Consider the following 17,169-nt stretch of genomic DNA (forward strand, 5'->3'; position numbering starts at 1 on the left):
AGGACAGCCTACCGGCGGCGACCCGCCGGGGCCGACCCGGGCCTCCCGTCCGGCGCGCTCACAGCTGCCAGCTGCGCGACAGGAAGTCCCACAGGACCAGGAGGAGGCCCTGCGCGGTCCCGAGGACGATGAGGGCGACCAGCACGCCGGTCGCGAGCAGCGCGGTCCCCAACCCGATCCCGCGACGCACCGTGTGCGGCTCCGCGTCGACGCGCTCGGTGCGTGCCAGCAGGTCGTCCATGTCCCTCGGCTCCCCCATGCGCCGACTGTACGGCGCGTCCGGTCAGCGCACCAGGGTCGCGACCCGACGGTCGACCAGGTCCAGGACGTCGGCCTGGAGGCGCTGCGAACGCCGCCGGTCACCGCGTACCTCGAGCGCGTGGTCGGCCCCCGGCACGGTGTGCAGCTCGGCACGGCTGCTCCCGACCGCGGACGGCAGCCACACCGGGTCGGCGGAGCCGCCGACCGCCAGTGACCCCGCGCCGGCGGCGGCGAGCGCCGCGACCACGGCAGGGTGCGTCAGCACCGGCGTGAGCCACACCCCGTCCACCCCCTGCCGGACGGCCCACGGCAGGGCGAAGCACCCGAAGGACTTCGCGACGACGAGGTCCGGGCGGCGGCCGGTGAGCGCCTCGTCGACCGCCCGCTCGACGAAGGCGACGGGGTCCTCCTTGCTGGCGGCGTCCACCGTCCACTCCGGCGCCGCCACCTCGGCCCGGTGCTCAGCGGCGATCGCGCGGGACCACCAGAGCAGGGGTGCCTGCTGCCCGTAGCCGGCACCCGGCAGGACGAGGACGAGCGGGGGCGCGGCTGCTCCGGTCATGCTCCGGACGGTACCGCGGCCCGGCCGCAACGCCGAGGACGCGACGCGACGATGTCGGAACCCCGTGCGACGATCGGGCCCGTGCCGTTGAACTTCACCGCGATCGACTTCGAGACCGCGAACAGCTCGCCCGCGAGCGCCTGCTCCGTCGGACTCGTCAAGGTCCGCGGCGGCCGCGTTGTCGAGCGGGCGTCCTGGTTCATCCAGCCGCCGGTCGGACACGACGCCTTCCTCGAGTGGAACACCCGCATCCACGGCATCGTCGCGTCGGACGTCGTCGGCGCGAAGGGCTGGGCCGAGCAGTACCGCGACATCGTGGCGTTCGCCGACGGGGACGTCCTGGTCGCGCACAACGCCCGGTTCGACATGGGCGTGATCGCCGGCGGCTGCTCGGCGACGGGCACCGAGCTCGCGGAGCACCACTCCCTGTGCTCGCTGCAGGTCGCGCGGAAGACCTACACGCTCGACTCGTACCGCCTGCCGATGGCCGCACGGGCCGCGGGGCACGAGGGCTTCCAGCACCACGACGCCGCTGCCGACGCCGAGGCGTGCGCGGCGATCGTCGTGCACGCGGCCGGGCACCACGGCTGCGACACGGTCGAGGCCCTCGGCGCGGCGACCCGGGTGCACATCGCGCCGGTGCGTCCGCGGACGGAGCAGCCCCGTGCGACGAGCCAGCCGCGGCTGTCGAACCGTCCGATGATCTTCGCCGACTGACCCCGTCGGCCCGCAGGCCGGTGGGAGGGCCGATGGTATTGTCACGACAATGCCGATCCGGCGCCGCCGCCGGTGCCGTCCCGTCGGCGCCGACTCCCCCGAAGGACCGCGATGACCAACGAAGGCCAGCTGCCGTCCGACCTGTTCATGGACCTGGACCGGTCGGGTCCGATGCCCCTGTACTTCCAGGTGGCCTCTCGCATCGAGGAGGCGATCCGCTCCGGCGCGATGCCGCCCGGCGCCCGTCTCGAGAACGAGATCGCGCTCGGCGAGCGGCTCGGCCTGTCCCGCCCGACGATCCGCCGGGCGATCCAGGACCTCGTCGACAAGGGCCTGCTCGTCCGTCGCCGCGGCATCGGCACGCAGGTCGTGCACGGTCCGGTCACGCGCAAGGTCGAGCTGACGAGCCTGTACGACGACCTGGCGCAGGGCGCGCAGGTGCCGACGACGAAGCTGCTGCGGCGCGACGACGTGCCGGCGAGCGAGGTCGTCGCCGAGGCGCTCGGCATCACCCCCGGCACGATCGTCCCGCACATCCGGCGGGTGCGGTTCGCCGAGGACGTCCCGATGGCCATCCTCGAGAACTACCTGCCGCCCGAGTTCGCCGAGATCACCGACGAGGACCTGCAGGCGCACGGGCTCTACCAGCTGCTGCGCGGCCGGGGCGTCACGATGCGGGTCGCGAAGCAGCGGATCGGCGCCCGGGCGGTCACCGACGACGAGGCATCGCTCCTCGAGATCGAGGACGGCGACCCCGTGCTGACGATGACCCGCACCGCGTACGACGCGTCGGGCCGGGCGGTGGAGTACGGCGTGCACTGCTACCGCCCGGACCGCTACTCGTTCGAGGTCACCCTCGTCGACAAGTAGGTCGGCGGGTCAGCCCGCTGCGGGTACGCCCAGCTCGCCCGTCACGTACTGGGCACGGCCGAAGCCGAAGGACCAGTCCTGCGGGCCGTTCTCGACGTAGCCGATGAAGACGTCCTCGCTCGCGACGCCGACCTCCGTCAGCCGGTCGTGGACCGCCCGGTAGAGGCCCTGCTTGGTCTCGTCGGTGCGTCCGCGCTGCGTGAAGACCTGGATGACGACGACATCTTCGGTGCGCTCGAAGCCGAGGCCGGCGTCCTCGGCGATGATGTGCTGCGCCGGGTGCTCGGTGATCACCTGGAAGCGGTCGCGCTCCGGGATGCCGTACTCGGCCACGATGGCGGTGTGGATCGCGTCGGCGATCGCGCGGACCTGGTCGGGCGTGCGGCCGGTGGCGAGGTCGATACGGACGAGCGGCATGGTGCCTCCTGGTTCGGGAACTTTGTCCTTACATACTAACAACAGGTGGTCCAGAAGTCTCCCCGTGATGGACGGGAGGCGCGGTGCCAGCCGGCACCGCGCCTCCGATCCGTCCCGGTGTGCGCCTACAGCACCGGTGCCGCCGCGCCCGTCGTCACCCGTCCGTCGACGCGGGCCACGTCGTGCCACGCCCCGTCGGCGAGCGATGCCTCAGCCGCCTCCACGATCGACGCGGCCGCCAGGCCGTCGGCGACCGACGGCGCGAGCTGCTCCCCGCGGAGGACGCTGGCGACGAACTGCGCGGCCTCGATCGTCTTGAGGTCGTCGTACCCCATCGCGGTTCCCGCGCCGGGCTGGAAGCGCGCGAAGTGCCCGTCGCCCGGTGCCACGAAGTGGGTGACGTAGCCGTCGACCTCCTGCCCGTCGAGGGCGACCTGCAGCTCGTTCAGCCGCTGGAAGTCCCAGCGGACCGAACCGGTCGTGCCGTAGACCTCGAGCGTGTACTCGGCGTGCGGCCCGCGCATCACGCGGCTCGAATCCATCGTGCCGACGGCACCGTCCTCGAAGCGGAACAGCAGGGCGGCGTAGTCCTCGTTCTCCACCGCACCGCGCTCGCCGGTCGCGGCGGCCGTCCGGTCGACGATGCCCTGGCCGGGGCGCGGTCGGGTGTCGATGAACGTCTCGCCGAGCGCGGTCACGCTCGCGATCCGGCCGACGAGGTACTGCGCGAGGTCGAGGCCGTGGGACAGCAGGTCGCCCAGGACGCCCGAGCCGGCGCGCTCGCGCTCGAAGCGCCAGGTCAGCGGGGCGTCGGGGTCGGACGAGTAGTCGGCGAGGAGCGACCCGCGCACGTTCGTGATCCGACCGAGTCGACCGCTGCGGACGAGCTCGCGGGCGCGCTGGATGGCGGGGGCGTGCCGGTAGTTGAAGCCCACGCTCGTGACGAGCCCGGCGCGCTCGACGGCATCGTGGATGGCGCGGGAGTCGCTCGCGTACCGGCCCATCGGCTTCTCGATCCAGAAGGGCTTGCCGGCAGCGGCGGCGGCGACGGCCATCTCGCGGTGCAGGAAGTTCGGCGAGCAGATCGAGACGACGTCGACGGCGGGGTCGTCGAGGACCTCGTGGAAGTCCGCGACGGCGCGTTCGTACCCGAGCCTCGTGACCGCCTGGTCGCGGGCCTCGGGCACCGGGTCGGCGGCGACGACGAGTCGTGGGCGCACACCGAGCTCGGGGAAGTGGTCGGGCAGGGCGCGGTACGCGCGGGAGTGCAGGCGGCCCATCCAGCCGACCGAGACCAGCCCGACGCCGATCGTGTCCGCGGTCATGCCGCCGGGACGATGATGTCGCGGACCAGGGCGTCGAGCTTGGCGTCCGCGTCGAGGAACTGCCGCAGGGTCGTCACCGTCGCGCCGAACCGGTCGAACTCGTCGATGGTCATGCCGTCGACGTCGTACCCGCGGGCGAACTCCGGCGTCGCCGCACGGAGCGCCGCGACGACCTCCGCCGGCACGTCGTCGTCGATCGCGTCCGGACGCCACGGGAACGCGTTCGCGTTGATGTCCTTCGACCACTGGAACGGTGGCGACACGACGAGGTCACCGCCCTGGAACTCCGACCACTGCAGCGCGTTCCGGAACGCCGCGACGAGCACGCGTGACCGGAAGCCCCGCTCGCGGAACACCCGGTGGGCGTTCTTCACCGCGGCGACCCCGGCCCACTCGAGGATCCCCGGGTCGACCATGACGTGGTCGCGCTTGACGACGGTCTTGAGCCAGTCGTCGAACCGCCCGGCCATCAGGGTGACGACGTGACCGAACTCCTGCTCCGGCAGACCGTCGGCGGCTCGACGGTCGAGCGCGCGCTCGATGGCCTCGCCGACCGCGACGACCTGCGGGACGGTGAAGGACACGGTCGCGTTGATCGAGACACCGCGGTACGCGGCCTCCTCGATCGCGGCGATCCCGACCTTCGTCGCGGGGATCTTCACGATGATGTTCGGCGCGAGCCCCGAGAAGCGGACGGCCTGCTCGACGAGGGCGTCGCGGTCGCGGTGGAACCGCGGGTCGGTCTGCATGCTGAGCCGGCCGTTGCGGCCGCCGGAGGCCTCGAACGCGGGCAGCAGCTGGGCGGCGGCTGCGATCGAGAGCTCCTCCACGGCCTTCCAGCCGATCCAGGACTCCCCCGCCGTCGGGTGCTCGGCGGCGATCTGGCGGATCCGCGGCTCCCACGTCTCCGGGTCCTGCTTGATGCACGTGTACGCGATGACCGGGTTGCAGGTCGCCCCGACGGCTCCGTACTCGTGGATCGCGGTGGCCAGCTCGCGCGGGTCGGCGGAGTCGTTCCAGAGCGCGGTCGGCGTCTGCGTCGCGGCCTGCAGCGTGACGGGACGGGTGTCGGCCTCGGCGTGCGGCGGGGTCTGCAGGGTCGTGGTCATCGGTCGAGTCCCTTCCTGATGGCGTCGAGCTGGAAGCGCGACACGGCGTCCGCGTTCTCGTCCTCGGCGAAGACGCTGGACACGGCGACGGTGTCGTCGCGGTCGGTGAACCCGATGCGGGCGAGTCCGGCCCAGAACGCGTCGAAGTCGACGTCGGCCTGGCCGACCGGCAGGTGCTGGTGCACCCGTGCGGTGTTGCCCGGCGGGTTCGAGATGTAGCGCAGCCCGTGCGACCGGGTGTGGTCGAACGCGTCGGCGACGTGCACGAGCTGCAGCGAGTCCCCTGCCGCGTCGATGATCTCGTCCATGTTCCCGCCGTAGTGGAACGTGTGGCAGGCGACGTAGACGAAGCCGACGTGCTTCGAGTTGAGGCCGCGGATCACCCGCAGCGCCTCGAGCCCGTCCTCGACGAAGTCGTCGGGGTGCGGGTCGATGAGGACGCGCAGGCCGGCGTCCTCGATGAGCGGCAGGAGCTCCTCCATCGACCGGTAGAAGGCGTCCTCGGACTCCTCCGCCCGTTCGGGTCGCCCGGAGAACTCCGTGTTGATCGTGTCGACGCCCAGGCGCTTCGTGATCTCGATCACGCGCTTCCACTTCGTGACCGCGGCTTCGCGGGCGTCGCGGTCGGGGCCGGACCAGCGGAGCACCGGCAGCACCGAAGCGACCTGCACCCCTGCGTCGCGGCACGCGGCAGCGAAGGCGTCGACCAGGTCGTCGTCCGCCTTGGGGTGCCGGTAGAACGGGATGAAGTCCTTGTGCGGGGTGAGCTGCAGGTACTCGTAGCCCAGGTCCGCGACCTTCCGCGGGAACTCGAGCAGCGACAGGTCGTGGTGGAACGGCGTGGGGTCGAGGGCGATCTTCGGCATCAGGCCCCCGCGAGCACGTCCGCCGCCGCGGTCGTGTCGTAGAACGCCGGCTTCGTGACCGCGTACTCGACCGTCTCGAGCGCGCCGGACTGCTGTGCCCGGACGGCGACCTCGGCCACGACCGACGCGGTGTACCCGTCCCAGGCGCTCGGGCCGTCGATGCCACCGGTGCGTGCGGCGTCGACCCAGCGCTGGACCTCTTCGTCGTAGGCGGCACCGAAGCGCTCCTTGAAGGACGGCGTGACGCCCTGGCCGGTGGCTCCCGCCGCGACGACCGTCGCCGAGGTGTCCCGACCGATGTAGGCGACGCCGGACTCGAACACGGCGTCCGTCGTGACCTGGTAGCCGAACTGGGCGTTGACGTTGATCTCGACGATCGCCATCGTGCCCGACTCGGTGGTGAACAGCACGAACTGGGGTTCGGGCAGGTCCGCCGGTGCGAGCGAGTTCTTCCGCGGCTTCTTCACCTCGACCGCGACGATCGGCTCACCCGTCAGGAACGGGATGATGTCGATCTCGTGGATCACCGAGTCGTGGATGAGCATCGACTCGCTGAAGTTCGGCGGCGTCGTCGGGTTCCGGTGCGCGTGGTGCAGGGCGAGCAGCGCACCGTGGGCACCGGACTCCCGGAGCGCCTTGAGCTCCTGGTAGCCGGCGTCGAAGCGGCGCATGAAGCCGACCTGGATCGTCGGGCGGTCGGCGTGCTGCTGCTCGAGCTCGACGATGCGCAGCGAGTCCTCGGCGCTCGTCGTCAGCGGCTTCTCGCACAGGACCGTCAGACCCCGCTCGAGCGCGGTCACGAGGATCGGCTCGTGCAGGAAGCCGGGGGTCGCGATGATGACGCCGTCGATCTGGGTGGCGTCGAGGGCCTCCTCGAAGGACGCCGCGGTGATCGCGCCGGGTGCGAGCGCCGCGGCGGCCTGCGCGCGCGCCTCGTCCGGCTCGACGACGGCGACGACGTCGGCGTTCGAGATCTTCGCGGTGATCCGACGGACGTGGTCGGCGCCCATCATGCCGGCGCCGACGACGGCGACGCGGAGGTTCTGGTTGGTGCTCATGGGGTGCTCCCGAGGTGGTGGACGGCGCGTCAGGAGACGCGGGCGGCGGAGGTGGAACCGAAGATGTGCTGGAAGGTGCGCTCGGCGATCGGGCCCGGGGCGTCGACGGAGCAGCCGTACATGTCCTGCTCGACGATGCCGAAGACGTCCGGGTTGATCTGCGCGACGGCCTCGATGATCGGGGCCAGCTCGGGGGTGCCGTGCGGCGGCTCGGTCATGATCCCCTGCGCGACCGCCGTGGCGAACGGCACGTCGTTCTTCAGCACGTCGAACAGCAGGTCGGTGTCCACCTGCTTGAGGTGCAGGTACCCGATCCGCTCCGGGTGCTCGGCGATCAGCTTGAGGTTGTCGCCGCCGTAGTACGCGAAGTGTCCCGTGTCGAGGCAGAGGTTCGTGTACTCCGGGTTCGTCACCTCGAGGAAGCGCACGGTCTCCTTGTAGGTGCCGACGTGGCTGTCCGCGTGCGTGTGGAACTGCTGGTGGACGCCGAACTCCTCGAGGAGCGCCTTGCCGAGCTGGTCGTGCCCCTTGCCCAGGCGCTCCCACTGCTCGTCGGTCAGTGTGCGGGCCTCGAGGACCTCCTCCGTCGCGTCCGAGCGCCAGAGGTCGGGGATCGTCACGAGGTGCTCGGCGCCGAGCTCCGACGCGAGGCCGGCGACGGCGACCGCCTGGTCCCATGCCCGCTGGAACTGGTCCTCGCCCTTGTGGAACCCGGTGAAGACCGTGCCGGCGGAGAGCTTGAGCCCGCGGGACTCGAGCTCGTCCGACAGCTGCGACGGGTCGGTCGGCAGGTAGCCGTAGGGACCGAGCTCGATCCACTCGTACCCGGCCGCGGACGCCTCGTCGAGGAAGCGCTGCCACGGCACCTGGGCGGGGTCGTCCGGGAACCAGACGCCCCACGAGTCGGGGGCGGTGCCGATGCGGATGGAGGCGGGCGCCGCGTCCGTGGACGGGGAACCGATGGGGGTGGCGGTGTCGGTCATGACGTCGCTGTCGCTTTCTGGGTGGGGTGGTCGGTCGGGTCAGCCGAGCAGGGGCCGCTGCGACGCGACCTGCTGTTCGTACTCGGCACGGGCGTTGCGGGTGCTCTCGAGCGTGGAGGTCTGCGCGACCGGCACGTCCCACCAGCCGTCGCCGTCGGGGGCGTAGACGAGCGGGTCCGAGTTGATGTGCACGAGGGTGGTGTGGTCGTTCGCCTTCGCCTGGCGCAGCGCGGCCTTGAGGTCCTCGATGGCGTCCGGGCCGGGCTGGACCTCGATGACGTCGACGCCGTAGGAGCGGGCGTTCGCGGCGAGGTCGACGGGCAGCGGGTCGCCGTTCTCGAACGACCGGGTCTCGTCGAGGTACCGGTACTTCGTGCCGTACCGCTCGGAACCCACGGTCTCGGACAGGTGCCCGATCGACGCGTACCCGTGGTTCTGGATCAGCACCACGATGATCTTGATGCCCTCGGCCACGGCGGTGACGAGCTCGGTGTGCAGCATCAGGTAGGACCCGTCGCCGACCATGACGATCGCGTCGCGGTCCGGGGCGCCGCGACGGACGCCGATGCCACCGGCGATCTCGTAGCCCATGCACGAGAACGCGTACTCGACGTGGTAGCCGAGCGCGTCCCGGACGCGCCACAGCTTGTGCAGGTCGCCCGGCAGCGAGCCGGCGGCCTGGATGACGACGTCGCGGGGGTCGGAGACCTCCTGCACGGCGCCGATGATCTCCGGCTGCCCGGGCAGGGCGCTGCCCGACGGCGCGAACGCGTCGTCGACCGTCCGGTCCCACTCCTGCTTCCGTGACGCGACCTCCGCGGCGTACCCGGCGTCGACGGCGTACGACGACGCCGTCGTGAGGGCCGCGGTGAGGGCGACCAGTGCCTCCCGGGCGTCGGCGATCAGCGGCAGCTGCGAGCCGTGCTTGTACGCGTCGAACGACGCGACGTTCACGTTGACGAAGGTGACGTCGGGGTCCTGGAAGGCGGTCCGCGACGCGGTCGTGAAGTCGCTGTAGCGGGTCCCGATGCCGATCACGACGTCGGCCTGGGCGGCGATCGCGTTCGCTGCCGCGGTACCGGTCGCACCGATGCCGCCGAGGTACTGCGGGTGGTCCCAGACGAGCGACCCACCGCCGGCCTGCGAGGTGCCGACCGGGATCCCGGTGGCCTCGACGAACGCGCGGAGCTCGTCCTCGGCACCCGAGTACAGGACGCCGCCGCCGGCGACGACGACGGGTCGCTTCGCGGCCCTGATCGCCTCGACCGCGCGGGCCAACGGGCCGTGCTCGGGCAGCGGACGACGGACGTGCCACTCCCGGGGCTGCAGGAAGGCGACGGGGACGTCGAACTCCTCGGCCTGCACGTCCTCCGGCAGGGCGATGGTCACGGCACCGGTCTCGGCAGGATCGGTGAGGACGCGCATCGCGGCGAGCGCGATCGAGAAGAGCTGCTCCGGACGCTCGACGCGGTCGAAGTAGCGCGACAGCGGGCGGAACGCGTCGGTCACCTGCAGCGAGGTGTCGTGCGGCAGCTCGATCTGCTGCAGGACCGGGTCGGTCGTGCGCGTGGCGAACGTGTCCGACGGCAGCAGCAGCGCGGGCAGCCGGTTCGTCGTCGCGAGCGCGGCGGCGGTCAGCATGTTCGCGGCGCCGGGGCCGACCGACGCCGTGCTGGCGAACGTCGCGCGGCGTCGGTGCATGCGGGCGAAGCCGACGGCCTCGTGCACCATCGCCTGCTCGTTGCGGGCCTGGTGGTACGGCAGCAGGCCGGGCTGCTCGACGTGGAGCTGCTTGATGGCCTGGCCGACTCCGGCGACGTTCCCGTGGCCGAAGATGCCGAAGATCCCGGGGATCGTGCGCTCGCGGACGTCCCCGTCGACGGTCCACTGGTTGGCCAGGAACTCGACGAGCGCCTGGCCGACGGTCATCCGACGGGTCGTGCCGGACTCGGACAGCCTTGTCATCGGTCGGACTCCTTCTCGTAGGGCAGCCGTGGGTCGAGCGTCTCGCGCTCCCATGCCTGCCGGACCCAGCCGTGCGCCGGGTCGTCGGTGATGTTCCAGACGCGTTCCGGGTCCGGCCCGGCCATCACGTTGAGGTAGTACATGTCGTAGCCCGGAGCGGCGACGGCGGGGCCGTGCCACCCGTGCGGGACGAGCGCGATGTCCCCTGTCCGGACCTTGCGGAACTCGTCGATCGGTCGATCGTCGGAGGCGTAGGTGCGGTGCAGCGCGAACGGGTCCGCCGTCTCGGGGGCGATCCCCTCGAGACCACGGGACACCGCGGACTCGTAGTAGTAGATCTCCTCGAGGTTCGACTCCTCGCCGGGACGGTTCGTGTCGTGCTTGTGCGGCGGGTACGACGACCAGTTGCCGGCCGGCGTGATCACCTCGCACACCAGGAGCTTCACCGCGTCGAGCCCTGCCGGGGTGCCGAAGTTGTGCACCTGGCGGCTGGACCGTCCGGCCCCGCGGAGCTCCACGGGCACGTCGGCCTTCGCGATGTACCCGACCGGCCTGACGTCGTCGGTGGGTGCCTCGGCGACCGCGACCCGTCCCGAACCGGTGATCCGCGCCTCCGTGCCGGAACCCAGGTACAGGACGTCGGTGGGTCCTTCGAAGACCCCGCCACGTCCCTCCAGGCCCTGCTCGCCGGTCTCGGCGCCGGACCATGCGAGGTGGAAGCTCCCCGAGAGCGGCACGACCATGCGCTCCACGGCGTCGGCCGGGAGGCGCAGCTCGCCGCCGGCGGGGAGCGCACCGGTCCGCAGACCGGTGTGCGCCCACCCCTCGACGCGACCGTCGACCACGTCGGTCCAGCCGTCCTCCGGACGGCTCCCCGCGCGGATGAACCAGTTGTCGTTCGTCATGCCCGTGCTCGTGTCCGCGCTCAGGAGTTCGACGGGAAGCCGAGGTCGACCCCGCCGTGCGACGGATCGAGCCAGCGGCTCGTGATCGCCTTCTGGCGGGTGAAGAAGCTCACGCCGTCCGCGCCGTACGCCTTGTGGTCACCGAACAGCGAGTTCTTCCACCCGCCGAACGAGTAGTACGCGACCGGGACGGGGATCGGCACGTTGATGCCGATCATGCCGACCTGCACGTCGCGCTGGAAGCGGCGGGCGGCACCGCCGTCGTTCGTGAAGATGGCCGTGCCGTTGCCGAACGCCCCGGAGTTGATGAGCTCGAGCCCCTCCTCGTACGACTGCACGCGGACGACCGACAGGACGGGGCCGAAGATCTCCTCCGTGTACACGCGGCTCGTGGTGGGGACCCGGTCGATCAGCGTCGGGCCGAGCCAGAACCCGTTCTCGTCGCCGTCGGGTCGGACGGCGCGGCCGTCCACCACGACCACCGCACCGTCCTGCTCTGCGACCTCGATGTACGAGGCGACCTTGTCGCGGTGCTGCTGCGTCACGAGCGGGCCCATGTCGCAGCCGCGGCGCCCGTCACCGATGCGCAGCGTGGCCGCGCGCTCGCTGATCTTGGCGATGAGCTCGTCGGCGACCGGCTCGACGGCGACGACGACCGAGATCGCCATGCACCGCTCGCCGGCCGAGCCGAAGCCCGCGTTGATCGCGTTGTCCGCGACGAGGTCGAGGTCGGCGTCCGGCAGCACGAGCATGTGGTTCTTCGCGCCGCCCAGGGCCTGCACGCGCTTGCCGTGCTTGGTGCCGGTCTCGTAGACGTACTGGGCGATCGGGGTGGAGCCGACGAAGGAGATCGACTCGACGTCCGGGCTCGTCAGCAGCCCGTCGACCGACAGCTTGTCGCCGTTGAGGACGTTGAGGACGCCGTCGGGGAGACCGGCCTCCTTGAACTTCTCGGCGAGCCAGATCGCGGCGCTCGGGTCCTTCTCGCTCGGCTTGAGCACGACGGTGTTGCCGGCCGCGATCGCGATCGGCAGGAACCACAGCGGCACCATCGCCGGGAAGTTGAACGGGCTGATGATGCCCACGACACCGAGGGGCTGCCGGATCGAGTACACGTCGATGCCGGTCGAGACCTGGTCGGAGAACTCGCCCTTCATCAGGCTCGGGATGTTCGTCGCGAGCTCGACGACCTCCTGCCCGCGGGCGATCTCACCGAGGGCGTCGGAGGTGACCTTGCCGTGCTCGCTCGTGATGATGTCGGCGAGCTCCGCCTTGTCACGGTTGAGGACCTCGCGGAAGGCGAAGAGGACCTGCTGCCGCTTCGCGAGCGACAGCCCCGACCACGCCGGGAACGCCGCCTTGGCGCTCGCGATCGCCGCCTGGATCTCGCCCTCGTCCGCGAGGGCGACCTGCTTGGTGGCGACGCCGAGCGCCGGGTCGTACACGGGCGCGGTGCGGCCCGACGTCGAGGCGACGCGCTGACCGTCGATCCAGTGGCCGACGGTGGTGGTCGTGGTGTCTTCCGCAGTGGTCATGCGCTGGGTTCCTTCTGTGGTGGAGGGTGTCTCGTGCTGCCGCTGGGTCTCAGGCGGTGACGGGCTTCTTGCTGTCGGTGTGGACCAGTTCGGCGGCCAGGTCCACGGCCGCCGCGACGTCGCCGTCCGACGGGTAGAGCAGGGTGCGACCGACGACGAGCCCGCGGACCCCGGGGAGGGCGAGCGCGTCGGCCCACTTGGCGTAGGTCTCGAGCGGACGGCTGGACGGGTCGCCGCCGAGCAGCAGGGTCGGCAGGGTCGTCGCCGCCATGACCCGTTCCATCTCGTCGACGACGGGGATCTTCAACCAGCTGTAGGCACTCGACTCGCCGAGGCCCGCAGCGATCGCCATCGACGTGATCACGGCGTCCGGCGACAGGTCGTTGACGATCCTGCCGTCCTGCCACTCGGACATGAACGGCTCGAGCATGATCGGCAGCTGCTGTTCGGCGGCCTCGGATACCGCACGGGCCGTGGCCTCGAGCGTCGCGGCGGTCCCCGCGTCGGCGAGGTTCACGCGGACGAGGAGCTTGGCGAAGTCCAGGCCGGCCCGCTTGATCGCGGCGGCGGAGTAGGCGGTGTAGCGGTCGTCCATCTCGAAGGTCGCGCCGCGCAGCCCGCCGCGGTTCATCGACCCGACGACGACCTTGCCGTCGAGCGCCCCGAGGAGCGCGAGGTCCTCGAGGATGTCCGGCGTGCCGAGGACACCGTCCACGCCGGGGCGTCCCAGGGCCACGACGAGACGCTCGAGCAGGTCGTAGCGGTCCGCCATGGCCGACTCGTCGTCGCGCACGGCGAGCGCACCGCGCGCCGGGTGGTCGGCGGCGACGATGAAGAGCTTGCCGTCGTCGGCGAGCAGGCTGCGCTTGCGGCGGGTCTCGAGCGTCTGCTGGACGAGGCCGGGCTGCGTCGCACGGACGTCGCGGAGACGCTGGAAGTCAGCGGGGCTGATCTCAGGCATCGACCTTCTCCTCGGTGCTGGTGTCGTTGGTGCTGGTGTCGTCGGTGCTGCTGTCGTTCGTGTGGTTGGTCCCCTCGGCGGGGTTCGATCGGATGAACTGCTCGATCTCGTCGCTCGTCGGCATGGCCGTCGAGCACTCGAACCGGGTGGCGACGATCGCGCCGGCGGCGTTCGCGAAGGCGAGGGTGCGTTCGAGCCCCCAGCCCTGCAGCAGCCCGTGCGTGAGGGCTCCGCCGAAGCCGTCACCGGAACCGAGCCCGTTGACGACGTCGATGTGGTGCGGGCGGAACTCCACGAACTCGTCGCGGGTCTTCGCGAGCACCCCCTTCGGACCCTGCTTCACGATGGCGATCTCCACGCCCCGCTCGAGCAGGGCGTCCGCCGCGCGCACCGGGTCGGTCTCGCCCACGGCGACCTCGCACTCCTCGCGGTTGCCCACGGCGACCGTGGCGTGCTCGAGCGCGACGGCGACCTCGCGGGTGGCGGCCTCGGGGCTCGACCAGAACACCGACCGGTAGTCCAGGTCGAGCACGGTGTGGAGCTTCGTGCTGCTCGAGGTGTTCCGCAGTGCCGCGCTCCGCGCCTCGAACGCCGTGTGGTGCGCGCTGCGGCTCGGCTCCTCGCTGAGGCCCGTCACCGTCGTCCAGAAGATCCGCGCGCGCTCGATGGCGTGCAGCGGCAGCGACTTCGCGGTGATCATGAGGTCCGGCGCCTTCGGGGCCCGGTAGAAGTACAGCGGGAAGTCGTCCGGCGGGAAGATCTCGCAGAAGGCGACCGGCGTGTTGAGCCCGTCGACGGTGGCGACGAAGTCGTTCGCGACACCGAACTCCGGCAGGGTGCGCGCGATGTAGCGGCCGAACGGGTCGTCGCCCGTGCGGGTGATCACCGCGGCGTCGGCACCGTGCCGGGCGGCGGCGATGGCGACGTTGGTGGCGCTGCCCCCGACCGACTTCGAGAAGGTGCTGACGTCCTCGAGCGGGCCGGTCTGCTGCGGGTAGATGTCGACGCTGACGCGTCCCATCGTGATCACGTCGTGGGCGTGGGGAGCTTCGTTGGTCATGCGACGTGATGGACCTTCCGTGCGGCTTCGTCGGCGGACGCTCACGACTGTACACGCACTTTGCCCTAATGTCAGTACATGGATCGGAGCGGCCCGTTGACGGGCCCTCCGACGTTCCGCAGATTGCTGCGGCGGACCACACCGGCGGGCCGGGAGGCGCGTGTCGGTGGGACCTGCCAGGGTCGCGTCATGCAGATCCTCGCCCTGGTCATCGGCCTGGTCCTCGGTGTCGCCGTCGGCGCCGTCGTCGCGTGGTCGCTCGCGCGCTCGCGCGCGGGTGTCGACGCCGCCGCGGCCCGCGCCACCGCCGACGCGGTCCGCGCCCAGCTCGACTCGGTCCGCGCCGACGCCGAGGAACGGCTCGAGGCGCAGGACGCGCAGTACCGCCGCCAGGTCGACTCACTCGAACGACGGTCGGCGGAGCTCGAGCACCTGGTGCAGCGGATGCACGGCGCCGACGCGGCCCGGAACCAGAGCGAGTCGAAGGTGCTCTCCGCGCTCAGCCCGGTCGCGCAGACGCTCGACGTCATGCGCGCGAAGATCGCCGAGCTCGAGCAGTCCCGGAGCGAGCAGTACGGCGCTCTGTCCGCGCAGCTCCGGTCGGCCGCCGAGTCCGAGGAACGCCTGCGGGCCACCGCGGACACGCTCGCGAGCGCGCTGTCGTCGAACAGCACCCGAGGGGTCTGGGGCGAGACGCAGCTCCGGAACGTCGTCGAGGCCGCCGGGCTGCTCGAACGCGTGGACTTCGACGTCCAGTCGTCGGTGACGACCACCGCCGGCACCGCCCGCCCCGACATGGTCGTGCACCTCCCCGGCGGCAAGACCATCGCCGTCGACGCGAAGGTCCCGTTCAGCGCGTACCTGCAGGCCGCCGAGATCCCGGCGAGCGCGACCGGGGCCGAGGGTGCCCGCCGCGAGCAGCTCATCGCCCAGCACGTCAAGGCACTCCGGGCGCACGTCGACGCCCTCGCCGCGCGCGAGTACTGGACGGGCTACGACGCCTCGCCGGAGCTCACGATCGCGTTCATCCCGTCCGAGTCGCTCATCTCGAGCGCCCTGGCCGCCGACCCCGGGCTGCTCGACCACGCGTTCCGGAAGCGGATCGCCCTCGCCTCCCCCGTCACGCTGTGGTCGGTGCTGAAGACCGTCGCGTTCTCGTGGCAGCAGGACGTCGTCACCGCCGAGGCCCGCGAGCTGTTCCGGGTCTCGCGTGAGCTCTACGGCCGCCTCGCGACGCTCGGCGGGCACGTCGACAAGCTCGGTCGCGCGATCCGCGGTTCCGTCGTCGACTACAACCGGTTCGTGGGGTCGCTCGAGCGCCAGGTGCTGCCGAGCGCCCGTCGGCTGTCGCTGCTCGACGAGTCGAAGGTGCTCGCCGACCCGGTGACGATCGACGACGAGCCCCGGCTGCTCACCGCCCCGGAACTCGTCGGCGCCCTCGACGAGGACTGACGCCGCGGCGCAGCGGTCGCCGGGCGCGGCCGGCGACCGCACCCCTGGACGAGCATCGCGCCCCGTGGAGACGGGGCGCGATGGTGGTTCCGGGGTGCGATCCCCGTCAGCCCGGAGGGATCAGAACCACTTCTCGGCGCGGTGGTCCGCCTGGATGCGGCGGATCGTGTTCGAGCGCGAGCGCAGCACGAGCGAGTCGGTGTGGATGACCCCGCGCGACCGGCGGACACCGTCCACGAGCACGCCGTCGGTGACACCGGTCGCGACGAAGAACGTGTTGTCGCCGGTCACCAGGTCGTCCTGGTCGAGGACCTTGTCGAGGTCGTGACCGGCGGCGACCGCCCGCTCACGCTCCTCGTCGTCCTTCGGCTGGAGCTTGCCGAGGATCACACCGCCGAGCGCCTTGATCGCGCACGCGGTGATGATGCCCTCCGGCGTGCCACCGACACCGACGCACATGTCGATCTTCGAACCCGGCAGCGCCGCCGAGATGCCACCGGCGACGTCGCCGTCGAGCAGCAGCCGCGTGCCGGCGCCGGTCGCGCGGATCGCGCGGATGAGCTCGTCGTGGCGGGGACGGTCGAGGACGGCGATCTGCATGTCCTCGATGTCCTTGTGCTTCGCCGCCGCGAGCGCCCGGATGTTCTCGCCGATCGGCTTCTCGAGGTCGAGGATCCCGCGCCCCTCGGGTCCGGCGGCGATCTTGTCCATGTAGAACACCGCGGACGGGTCGTACATCGAGCCGCGGTCGGAGACGGCCATCACGGAGATGGCGTTCTGCCGTCCGGCGGCCGTCAGCGAGGTGCCGTCGATCGGGTCGACCGCGATGTCGCAGGCCGGGCCGTGGCCGTTGCCCACGTGCTCGCCGTTGTAGAGCATCGGGGCGTTGTCCTTCTCGCCCTCACCGATGACGACGACGCCGTCGAAGTTCACCGTGCCGAGGAACTTGCGCATCGCGTCGACCGCGGCGCCGTCGGCGAGGTTCTTCTCACCACGGCCGATCCACGGCTGGGCACGGATCGCGGCGGCCTCCGTCGCACGCACGAGCTCGAGCGCGAGGTTGCGGTCGGGCTGGAGGAACAGGGCACCGGTCTCAGTCGTGGGAGTCACGACCAGAGCCTAC

17 protein-coding genes are annotated in these 17,169 nt (G+C 71.5%); 3 read left to right on the forward strand and 14 right to left on the reverse strand.

Features of this window, described 5'->3' with window-relative positions:
- Positions 1-58: 58 nt before the first annotated feature.
- Together QUG93_RS05595 and QUG93_RS05600 are read right to left on the reverse strand one after the other, a co-directional pair.
- Positions 59-259, reverse strand: a complete 201-nt coding sequence (locus QUG93_RS05595) for a hypothetical protein (protein ID WP_289472856.1) — start codon at positions 257-259, stop codon at positions 59-61.
- Positions 260-283: 24 nt separating this feature from the next.
- Complete coding sequence (locus tag QUG93_RS05600; RefSeq protein WP_289472857.1) at positions 284-823, reverse strand: hypothetical protein; 540 nt, start codon at positions 821-823, stop codon at positions 284-286.
- A gap of 51 nt (positions 824-874) precedes the next feature.
- On the opposite strand from QUG93_RS05600, the gene QUG93_RS05605 reads away from it, so the two are divergent.
- Positions 875-1,540: an exonuclease domain-containing protein gene (locus tag QUG93_RS05605; RefSeq protein ID WP_289472859.1), complete on the forward strand. Its 666-nt coding sequence runs from the start codon at positions 875-877 to the stop codon at positions 1,538-1,540.
- A 111-nt stretch (positions 1,541-1,651) separates the two neighbouring features.
- The gene (locus QUG93_RS05610; RefSeq protein ID WP_289472861.1) at positions 1,652-2,410 is read left to right on the forward strand and encodes a GntR family transcriptional regulator; all 759 of its coding nucleotides are present in this window, start codon (positions 1,652-1,654) and stop codon (positions 2,408-2,410) included.
- Positions 2,411-2,419: 9 nt separating this feature from the next.
- Here QUG93_RS05610 and QUG93_RS05615 read toward each other — a convergent pair whose 3' ends face one another.
- From QUG93_RS05615 to iolC, 11 genes are all read right to left on the reverse strand, one after another.
- Entirely contained in the window at positions 2,420-2,827 is a 408-nt protein-coding gene (locus QUG93_RS05615) for a tautomerase family protein (protein ID WP_289472863.1), read from the reverse strand.
- Between the two features lie 125 nt (positions 2,828-2,952).
- Positions 2,953-4,152 carry a Gfo/Idh/MocA family protein gene (locus QUG93_RS05620; RefSeq protein WP_289472865.1) on the reverse strand — a complete coding sequence of 400 codons (1,200 nt, stop codon included), beginning with the start codon at positions 4,150-4,152 and terminating at the stop codon, positions 2,953-2,955.
- Positions 4,149-5,261: a transaldolase family protein gene (locus QUG93_RS05625; RefSeq protein ID WP_289472867.1), complete on the reverse strand. Its 1,113-nt coding sequence runs from the start codon at positions 5,259-5,261 to the stop codon at positions 4,149-4,151. Before QUG93_RS05625 ends, QUG93_RS05620 begins: the two co-directional genes overlap by 4 nt.
- Positions 5,258-6,127, reverse strand: a complete 870-nt coding sequence (locus QUG93_RS05630) for a sugar phosphate isomerase/epimerase family protein (RefSeq protein WP_289472870.1) — start codon at positions 6,125-6,127, stop codon at positions 5,258-5,260. Before QUG93_RS05630 ends, QUG93_RS05625 begins: the two co-directional genes overlap by 4 nt.
- Positions 6,127-7,185 (reverse strand): Gfo/Idh/MocA family protein, encoded by a 1,059-nt coding sequence (locus tag QUG93_RS05635; RefSeq protein WP_289472872.1) that lies wholly within the window; start codon positions 7,183-7,185, stop codon positions 6,127-6,129. The genes QUG93_RS05630 and QUG93_RS05635 overlap by 1 nt, the downstream gene beginning before the upstream one ends.
- 29 nt (positions 7,186-7,214) lie before the next feature.
- The gene (locus QUG93_RS05640; RefSeq protein WP_289472874.1) at positions 7,215-8,168 is read right to left on the reverse strand and encodes a sugar phosphate isomerase/epimerase family protein; all 954 of its coding nucleotides are present in this window, start codon (positions 8,166-8,168) and stop codon (positions 7,215-7,217) included.
- Positions 8,169-8,207: 39 nt separating this feature from the next.
- Positions 8,208-10,133, reverse strand: coding sequence for a 3D-(3,5/4)-trihydroxycyclohexane-1,2-dione acylhydrolase (decyclizing) (gene iolD / locus QUG93_RS05645; RefSeq protein WP_289472877.1), 1,926 nt, complete (start codon positions 10,131-10,133; stop codon positions 8,208-8,210).
- Positions 10,130-11,038, reverse strand: coding sequence for a 5-deoxy-glucuronate isomerase (iolB, locus tag QUG93_RS05650; protein WP_289472879.1), 909 nt, complete (start codon positions 11,036-11,038; stop codon positions 10,130-10,132). The genes iolD and iolB overlap by 4 nt, the downstream gene beginning before the upstream one ends.
- Positions 11,039-11,058: 20 nt before the next feature.
- Positions 11,059-12,573 (reverse strand): CoA-acylating methylmalonate-semialdehyde dehydrogenase, encoded by a 1,515-nt coding sequence (locus QUG93_RS05655; RefSeq protein WP_289472881.1) that lies wholly within the window; start codon positions 12,571-12,573, stop codon positions 11,059-11,061.
- Between the two features lie 49 nt (positions 12,574-12,622).
- Positions 12,623-13,534, reverse strand: coding sequence for a class I fructose-bisphosphate aldolase (locus QUG93_RS05660; RefSeq protein WP_289472883.1), 912 nt, complete (start codon positions 13,532-13,534; stop codon positions 12,623-12,625).
- Positions 13,527-14,594 carry a 5-dehydro-2-deoxygluconokinase gene (iolC, locus tag QUG93_RS05665; RefSeq protein ID WP_289472885.1) on the reverse strand — a complete coding sequence of 356 codons (1,068 nt, stop codon included), beginning with the start codon at positions 14,592-14,594 and terminating at the stop codon, positions 13,527-13,529. Before iolC ends, QUG93_RS05660 begins: the two co-directional genes overlap by 8 nt.
- Positions 14,595-14,783: 189 nt before the next feature.
- Here iolC and QUG93_RS05670 point away from each other — a divergent pair, with 189 nt between their 5' ends.
- Positions 14,784-16,046, forward strand: coding sequence for a DNA recombination protein RmuC (locus QUG93_RS05670; protein WP_289472887.1), 1,263 nt, complete (start codon positions 14,784-14,786; stop codon positions 16,044-16,046).
- A 120-nt stretch (positions 16,047-16,166) separates the two neighbouring features.
- Here the strand turns inward: QUG93_RS05670 and glpX are convergent, their stop codons facing one another.
- Positions 16,167-17,156, reverse strand: a complete 990-nt coding sequence (glpX, locus tag QUG93_RS05675) for a class II fructose-bisphosphatase (RefSeq protein WP_289472889.1) — start codon at positions 17,154-17,156, stop codon at positions 16,167-16,169.
- Between the last annotated feature and the right edge of the window lie 13 nt (positions 17,157-17,169).

Origin of the sequence: Curtobacterium caseinilyticum (genome assembly GCF_030363035.1) — a bacterium.
In the GTDB taxonomy this organism is placed as follows: domain Bacteria; phylum Actinomycetota; class Actinomycetes; order Actinomycetales; family Microbacteriaceae; genus Curtobacterium; species Curtobacterium caseinilyticum.